The sequence below is a fragment of the Candidatus Methylarchaceae archaeon HK02M2 genome (assembly GCA_024256165.1).
In the GTDB taxonomy this organism is placed as follows: Archaea; Thermoproteota; Nitrososphaeria; order Nitrososphaerales; family JACAEJ01; genus HK02M2.
The window spans coordinates 1-7825 of record JAKLZG010000006.1 but is presented as its reverse complement, the minus strand read 5'-3'; the positions used below and the strand labels follow the sequence as shown (position 1 = coordinate 7825).

7 protein-coding genes are annotated in these 7825 nt (G+C 35.6%); 5 read left to right on the top strand and 2 right to left on the bottom strand.

Going from position 1 to position 7825, the window contains the following annotated elements:
* Positions 1-689: 689 nt before the first annotated feature.
* The 4 genes from L6N96_00330 to L6N96_00315 all read left to right on the top strand — a co-directional run bounded on the left by L6N96_00330 (position 690) and on the right by L6N96_00315 (position 4808).
* On the top strand, positions 690-1331 hold the full coding sequence (locus L6N96_00330; GenBank protein ID MCP8322612.1) for a hypothetical protein: 642 nt from the start codon (positions 690-692) through the stop codon (positions 1329-1331).
* Positions 1332-1707: 376 nt separating this feature from the next.
* The gene (locus L6N96_00325; protein MCP8322611.1) at positions 1708-3504 is read left to right on the top strand and encodes a right-handed parallel beta-helix repeat-containing protein; all 1797 of its coding nucleotides are present in this window, start codon (positions 1708-1710) and stop codon (positions 3502-3504) included.
* A gap of 62 nt (positions 3505-3566) precedes the next feature.
* Entirely contained in the window at positions 3567-3959 is a 393-nt protein-coding gene (locus tag L6N96_00320; protein MCP8322610.1) for a hypothetical protein, read from the top strand.
* Between the two features lie 24 nt (positions 3960-3983).
* Positions 3984-4808 (top strand): methyltransferase domain-containing protein, encoded by an 825-nt coding sequence (locus L6N96_00315; GenBank protein MCP8322609.1) that lies wholly within the window; start codon positions 3984-3986, stop codon positions 4806-4808.
* 258 nt (positions 4809-5066) lie between these two features.
* Here L6N96_00315 and L6N96_00310 read toward each other — a convergent pair whose 3' ends face one another.
* A complete protein-coding gene (locus L6N96_00310; GenBank protein ID MCP8322608.1) occupies positions 5067-5861 on the bottom strand; it encodes a hypothetical protein in 795 nt (264 codons plus the stop codon).
* A gap of 711 nt (positions 5862-6572) precedes the next feature.
* Between L6N96_00310 and L6N96_00305 the strand changes: the two genes are divergently transcribed.
* A complete protein-coding gene (locus L6N96_00305; GenBank protein MCP8322607.1) occupies positions 6573-7472 on the top strand; it encodes a hypothetical protein in 900 nt (299 codons plus the stop codon).
* Positions 7473-7523: 51 nt separating this feature from the next.
* Here L6N96_00305 and L6N96_00300 read toward each other — a convergent pair.
* On the bottom strand, positions 7524-7825 hold a 302-nt coding region (locus L6N96_00300), incomplete at its 5' end, for a hypothetical protein (protein MCP8322606.1).

Sequence of the window (7825 nt, the reverse complement as noted above, 5' to 3'; positions counted from 1 at the left end):
TCGGTGAAGGCCCAGGAACGGGTGACGAAATATCTGAAGGATTCTACGATGATGCCACTAACACAAGCTATTACAGTCCATGGGAAGTAGCTCCGATACCGTAACGTAAGATAAACAAGATAAACATTACCCCCCTTTATTTTTTTTTAAAAAAAATAACATATTGCTAAGTTTTTAGTTGGATCATAGATAGTATTTGGATTTATAAAGTTTAGCTTTGATAAGAAAATTAGAGAAAAAAGATACTATAGATATCAAATTTTAGATGATAAAGATAATAAAAATTTAATCAAGGAGGGTGTTTAATGAACCTTGGAAAATCACAATAGTTGATTTTTGGATTGGGGTCTTATATTCGGATTCGTCTTTTAGGTATTTTGTGATAAACTTCCATCACTTATATTTGTATTATTGTTTTTCCCTAGTGTATATCTACATATCACTAACAATCAATTGGCGCATGTTATGAAGATGTCATGGTAAAGTAAATATTGAAGGCGATTAGTGATAAGATAATATCAATAAAGAAATATTTTTTATTATTAGATTTACTAAAGGATCGGAAATAAAAACTGATTTTATATATAAAATAAATAACATAAAAATCTGACAAGCACCTTAAGTATGTAACTATGTTTCGTACTGTTTTATTAGTATCCTTCATTTAACCTTTTTTTAAGGTGAAATAAATGCTAACTGAAACCACGGCTAAGTTTCAACGTGAATTGAAAAGTCTTCATGGACTAGCAATAATGAATATAGTCTTCGGAGGACTAGCAATGTCCCTCGCAATAAGTATCGGAGTCCAGAATATATTTACACTGATTCAAGCTAAGAACTTGCTACTACCTGAGGTAACTCTGGTGATACTTGGATTCCTAGCATCTGCAATCTCCCTGGGATGGATTATATCAAGTGCCGAGACATTAGATGGTGCCACTGATATAAAAGATGATTATGAGAAGAAGAAAGCAAGTTTAGATGATGAAGGCCTCACAGGTCTAATAGTTAAAATGATAGCCAACTACCGGGAGAACAAAACTACAATTAAGAGAATGATGCTAATCAGCAGAATTGCTGGGGTCTGCTTCCTGATAAGTGGCACATTCAACCTTGCAACAGCAGTGAATTACATGATAATCGGAGCGCCATTATGGGACATATTCATTCCAGCACTAGGGACAGTGATCAACTTCGTAATAGCTGCTGCAAGCTTCACCATCCCCCATTTTTTTAGCAAATACTCTGCGACTTGGGATTTACGGCTGGAAGAAACCGCCAAAGCTGAGAAGGAACTCAGAAGACAGCTAGAAGAGGAAGACGAAGAGTGAAACATAAGAGGACTCTTTACGAAATCTACTGGGAAATCCTGACTTTTTGTAAGAAACCTAAATCGTTCACTAGCATAATCAACCGATGCAACCTCAACTCGAAAATTGGACAAAGACATATTAAGTTTTTAAAAAAGAGACATTTCCTCATAGAAGTAGAAAACGAAGGAATGACTTTACTCAAATCCACTGAACAAGCAAGTCAATATATAGATCTCTTCACAAAAACGTATCTGGAACTATTCGATAAGAGTCCAGAATTCAGATTATGAACAAAATTATTTTATTATATCTTCGTGTAGTCATGCACGAAATATATTATCGGCGTTAACTGATAAAAAAGTTTATTTGAATATTCTTAATCATTGCATATGGAATGACACAAAAAATCAAGACGATAATTATAGCAACACTACTATTACTACCAGGTCTTCTCGTAATTCCAGTTCAGATAACCTATGCAGAGCCATCGATGACATTAGACGAAGCATTGGGCGGAGGCGGTGTAGGAGGTACTTTCGTTCTCGATCCAGACATGCTCTATACAGGAGGGGCCACAATTACAGCTGATACTACCATCAACGGAAGGGAAGCATCTATCGACCTCCAATTTGAGTCTATAGAAGTAGATGGCTGTGATTTGATGATATTCAACTGCATTATACTAAATGGTGATGAAGGTCTGTACTTTCATAACGATGCAACTGGGATGATCAAGCAGAACAAGATAGTGAACAACGATGAGGGAATCAATATCGAAGACTGCAATATCGGCATCGAGATATTCAACAACATCATCACTCGTAACTATTACGGAATAGAGATCTATGATTCAACGAACATCGTTATATCAGGAAACACCATATCGAACAATGATGGTGAGTCCATAGAAATCGACAACTATAATCTGTACTATGTTGAAGGTGAGGCAACTCCCTATGAAGCTAACATAGATATTAAGCACAATAAGATAGCGGCGAACAATTATGGAATGGAAGCAGACTATGTGGATGGCTTAAACATCTTCAACAACATGATATATAGCACTGATAGTGACAGCATATACTTAAGCAGATGTCCAACAGTGACTATAGAAAATAACAAGCTGTTAGGTAATGATTATGGAATCTATTGCTCAGGAGATTACTATGGAGGTGGTAGTGAACTCAGTCCATCCGATGTCAGCCTTACAATGAAGCATAATCTGATATCAGGCGGATATGATGGAATTGTGGTTTACGAAATGTACAATGTAGATATAACCAAAAACGTAATTAAAGGAATAGATGGTGAAGGAATCAGAGTTGATCGATGTGAGCCACTATCGATCACCTACAATACTATCTCGGGGACTGACTATGCCTTAGAAATAGAAGAAAGCGATAATGCATGCATTACACATAATATAATCTCAGAGAATGCTGACATAGGCTTGAAAATATATCTAAGCGACGATGTATATATTGCACGCAATACCATATCGTTCAATATATGGCAGAATATTGACATAGAGGACTCAAATAATGCAATAATTGAGTACAATGAGATAATGGGTTCTTATGATCGGTCTATAGATGTAGACGACTGTAATAGTCTAACCATACAGTACAACACGATAACGGACAGCTATTATTCTCTAATCTATTGGGATCAATCCTCAGGATCTATAATAGGAAATAAGATCGGTAGTTCAAACTCAGGTTCATATTATGCTGGTATAGAACTTACTTACTGCGATAGTACAGTTGTAGGTCTTACAACTATAGTCGGGAATACGATACAGAATACTCAATATGGAATTGAACTATACGAATCAGATCCAGAAATCATGAGTAACGACATCCTAAACAACAATTATGGTATATACTGTAGTGGGGATTCAGACCCAGTAATAGGAGATGAAGATAATCCTAACAACATAATTGATAATTATATTGACGGAATCTACATATCTGATGAACCTTCAGACCCGATTATCAACTACAACAACATATACGGAAATGTAGGATATGGAGTAAACAATTATGGTTGGTCATCCGGCGACCCATCAGATGATGCGCAGTATAACTGGTGGGGTGATAAGGATGGTCCATCAACTACACTTGGAGACGGGGATGGAGAAGAGGTCACTGAAGGAATAGATTTCGATCCTTGGCTAAATAAACCGGCATAAACTATAAACTAGTATAAACAAAAAACCCCTCCCTTTTTTTTAACTGCTGAGTTAGTGATCCTATGATCGTAAAAGAAATTGATTTTGAGAATACCATAATGGAAAAAACTCCGTATGAAGGTATCTATGTTTCAAGCCTTGACGAAGAAAATCCTTCAATCCCAAAGGTTACTGCACACATTGTTAGAATAAATCCAAAATGTACGATTGACCTTCATTTTCACGAAAGGGAAGAGGATTGGACAGAATTTATCATATTTCCCTTTGGCGGTAATTTTGAACTTCTTATGGGAATAAACAATTCAAGGTCATTTTCTGGAAAAAAAGCTGTCTACGCAAGGGTAAATTCAAAGGATATTTACGGTATCATAAACAGAGATTCTGATAAGCCATTATTTTTACTCTCAATAATGAAACCTGGTTTTTTGGGATATAAAGAAATAAAGAGTTTATAAATAAAAATTTAAGGAATAAGTTACATGTCCGATCATGAAGAAACCATCATAAGGATGAAGGAAATCTTCACTAAGCCCTATCTTTATGATCTCTATTCACATACTCAAAAGAAACAAGCAGAATTTTTAATATATTTGATAAAACGGTATGTTAACTTCTTCAATATTAAACCCAAATTGATATTAGATGTTGGTTGCGGAACGGGGTCTCTTACCAAATGTATTTGGAGAGATCACTTCCCAGAAGCAAAGATTGTTGGAGTCGATATTTCAGAAAGTATGATCATTAAAGCTAGAGAAAATCTTTCGAAGAATCACAGGATAGAGTATTTATGTTCAAACATTGAAGATTTCAGATATTCCTGCAAGTTCGATCTTGTATATTCGAACGCAGCAATGCATTGGATCAAGAATCAAGAATCAGCTTACAATACAATTTATAATCTAATGAACCAAAAAGGGATATTATTAGTTCATCAGGGATACAAAGGATGTTATAGAGAACTTTATGAAGTTACCATAAAGGTGTTGAATGAATTGGGTTTATCACAAAGATTCCAAGACCTTTCTCATCCTTTGGTTTACCATACAAAAATTTCTATAAAAAATTTACTTGAGAAAACAGGCTTTAAGATAGTAAAAGCTCATGCCTTTGAATCCGGTGTAACAGAAACATTGATTGACGATTTTGCGGAATCAGTGCTACTGACTTATAGAAAAAAATTTGATGAAAAAGAGGATGCACTTTTTCTTAAAGAATTCAAAAAGAAAGCCAAGAAATTAACAAATATCGATACAAAGCGATTATATTTTGTGTCGATAAAAAATTCCCACCATACTTTAGGTTAATTGCTCGTTAGCCTGATTTTTATTTTAATGAAAAAATAAAGTAGGTGAAGATTTTATCATTGAATTTAACTATGAACAGTAATCTATATAATCGCTTGCTTCTTCTCCCAGTCTACCCGATTCTTTAAGCTCATCTTCATTAAGACTAGATTAAGAAAAAGGTTCATAGGCTGACTTTGCTTTCGATAAATCAGAAGTCTATGAATAATTTGTTATGTGTTAAAAGAAAAAGGGGGAGTGCCAGAGTATGACACATCTTTATTCTTTCTCAGAAAGTAGTATGGTAGCAGAGTTAGTAAATTCTTGATCATCTGCTGTGATTATGGCTTCATTAGTAAAGGAGTCTGGTCCGCTCCAGTCTTCATGTTTCATAGCGGTTTGGAATTTTATGTAGATCATCAGCGTATCGCCTGGGTCGAGTGAACCGTCTGTAGACTGAGTAAAGTCGATATCAATGTCAACTTCTCCAGCTTCATTATCTACATCACATGTAACCCAGTCTTCATAGGTGAGGATAGTTGCCAATTGAGTGCTGTCTTCTATTAATATTACCTCTACTCCTCCTCCAAGTTGTGCAGGATTCACATCGAAGAAGTCACCAAATACGTCAGATACTGAAACCATTTCAACTGATTGAACTGGTGTTATGGTAATTACTCCATACAGTTGGCCAGGATTCGTGCTCTTGACCCAACCGTTCTTGTGTACCACAACGTCGACTAGGTAGTTGCCGTCCTCATCTTGAAGTAGCAAATCGCCCAGCTCTGCAGATAGTTGAACATCATCTTCTGTGCCTAGAATGCCATCGGGACCTGCGTCGTAGGGTGTGAAGTTAACGTTAGTGTACCTGAAGTCCTTTTCTGTTTCAACATGTGCTTGCTGTATTGTTAAGGTTGAGGTTTCAATTTCAACTTCCCAAGTTTCTTCTACTACTACCTCTACGGTCATAGAACTACCGATCCATGATGGATCGATATTGAACTCTGTAGTTGTTGTACCCTGATCAGGATTACCTGCTCCTGGATAGTAATTATAGTTAGTGTAGTATCCCATATCATTTAATAGACCAAGGTAATTACCGTTGAAATAGACCTCATCCTGTTCTCCATCGGTTGGTATGGTTTCATCAGGACCGTCAACGTCATCAGCAACTATAGTCAGTGTTGCCGAATAAATTGGATCTGCGGAGCCATCATAAGTATGGGTCCATTCAATAGTACCACCCGTACTGACTACGTAGACATCGACGGTTTCAGTGTATGTTACTCCAGGATCAGCCACTACTAATGGTACTGTTGCAGCTATTAGGAACATTGAAATTGCGAAGACTGCCAAAGTTTTTCTATTTACTAAAACTTGTATGTTTCTCATTCTTATGTCATCCTTGTTCTAAATTTTATATATTTGAACTATTTATTATTTTTTAAAATACACATAAGTTATCAAATATTATATTTTTTATATAAATAACATACATGTAAGTTATCTATCTATTAATATGTTGATATGGAAGTTAATCAAAGGCTTCCTTCAGATTTTTAAAATATTCTTCTTGAATAATTAAATAATTCGAATAATAAACCAAGTTACTACGTCTGAACGTACATCGTGATAGTGGAGACTAAGAGAACGTTTCTAACCCAAAATTCTAGTTAAAGTATGAGTAACATATGGATATGTTATATTGCAAATGAGAATATATCATTTCTATACACATTTCAAACTTTTTATATTCGTTTCATTTGGACATCCTGTATGAGATCAATGAATAAGAAGTTATTCCTGATTCCGATACTCTTACTCCTAACCCTTTCATGTCTGTCTTTGTTTACATCAATATCTAATACACAAACAGTTGCTTTAATTGCTGATCAATCGAACATAATGGACAAAGCGATAGGATTAGTTCAAGATAAACCACAAGATAAACCTGGCAACCCATCAAACAAGCCTCCAAAAAAAGGCGAGATACAATATGAATTATTTATCGAGATAGATTATATGGAAGGTCACGAGCCTACAGAATCAGTCCTAGATTACATAACAGATTATTACAATGAACGAGGAATCCAGGTAACATTCATAATTGATGAAATAGTGACATTTGATGAATCTATAGATGAATCTGATTTTTGGGCTATCGAGGCACAGTTTAATGACATATTTTACTATGACGACAAAGCTAATGGTGATCCAGATGAAGGAGTATACACTTCAAAGGAGAAATGGATTCTCTATGGGACTTCAGTTGAAGGTGAGCCAGAAACAATGGGATACACATATGTTGCTCTTGGTATCTCGTATATTCCATTAACTGGTCAAATAATAGATGTGGATTGTTTGGCTGGAAACTATATCTACATAGCGGATGGTTCTACTGATAACTGGGCTAATGAACATGAAGTAGAAGGAGTTTCTGAAACTGAGGCTGAAGCTGTAGTGCTGATGCATGAAATGGGACACAGTATAGGTATCATGAAAGCTGGATGGAGTGGAAACTACTATACGGGCTTTACTGTATGGGAAATCTATGACCCCGATGCAACATCTGTAATGGCATTTTTGAATCCAGATAATTGTAATGCTTCAAGAGGAAAAAAACCTTATTGGCACTATAGTCGATCATACTGGAATCTCAGAAACGTGGAGTATTATAAAATCTAACTCCCCTACTTTTTCTTAAATCAAAATTACATTAACTTTTAGTATTCTATGCTATTCTTCTGATATATGCCTTTTAATGTACCTTTTAGCAGCTGGTCTCAAATCATCAATTTTTGAAAGTTCCCTTTCGCATTGCTCACTCAGTTCGGGCTCCAGCTTCCAATTCTTTTTATTGATTTCGAACTTTACTTTACATGAATCACTTTCTTCTTTTAATTCATCTTGCTCTTCTGATTGCTTCTCCTCGGATAGCATCTTCATCAAACCTGCAGTATCCTTTACATCGTCATTCTGTAAATCAATTCGATTTTTTACTTCTCCATTCTCTATTAGGATAGCTGAAGGTTTTTCGC

Bases quoted from the DNA above. Each gene is read 5' to 3' on its own strand.
- L6N96_00330 (MCP8322612.1), top strand. From the start codon at position 690: ATGCTAACTGAAACCACGGCTAAGTTTCAACGTGAATTGAAAAGTCTT.
- L6N96_00325 (MCP8322611.1), top strand. From the start codon at position 1,708: ATGACACAAAAAATCAAGACGATAATTATAGCAACACTACTATTACTA.
- L6N96_00320 (MCP8322610.1), top strand. From the start codon at position 3,567: ATGATCGTAAAAGAAATTGATTTTGAGAATACCATAATGGAAAAAACT.
- L6N96_00315 (MCP8322609.1), top strand. From the start codon at position 3,984: ATGTCCGATCATGAAGAAACCATCATAAGGATGAAGGAAATCTTCACT.
- L6N96_00310 (MCP8322608.1), bottom strand. From the start codon at position 5,861: ATGGGATACTACACTAACTATAATTACTATCCAGGAGCAGGTAATCCT.
- L6N96_00305 (MCP8322607.1), top strand. From the start codon at position 6,573: ATGAATAAGAAGTTATTCCTGATTCCGATACTCTTACTCCTAACCCTT.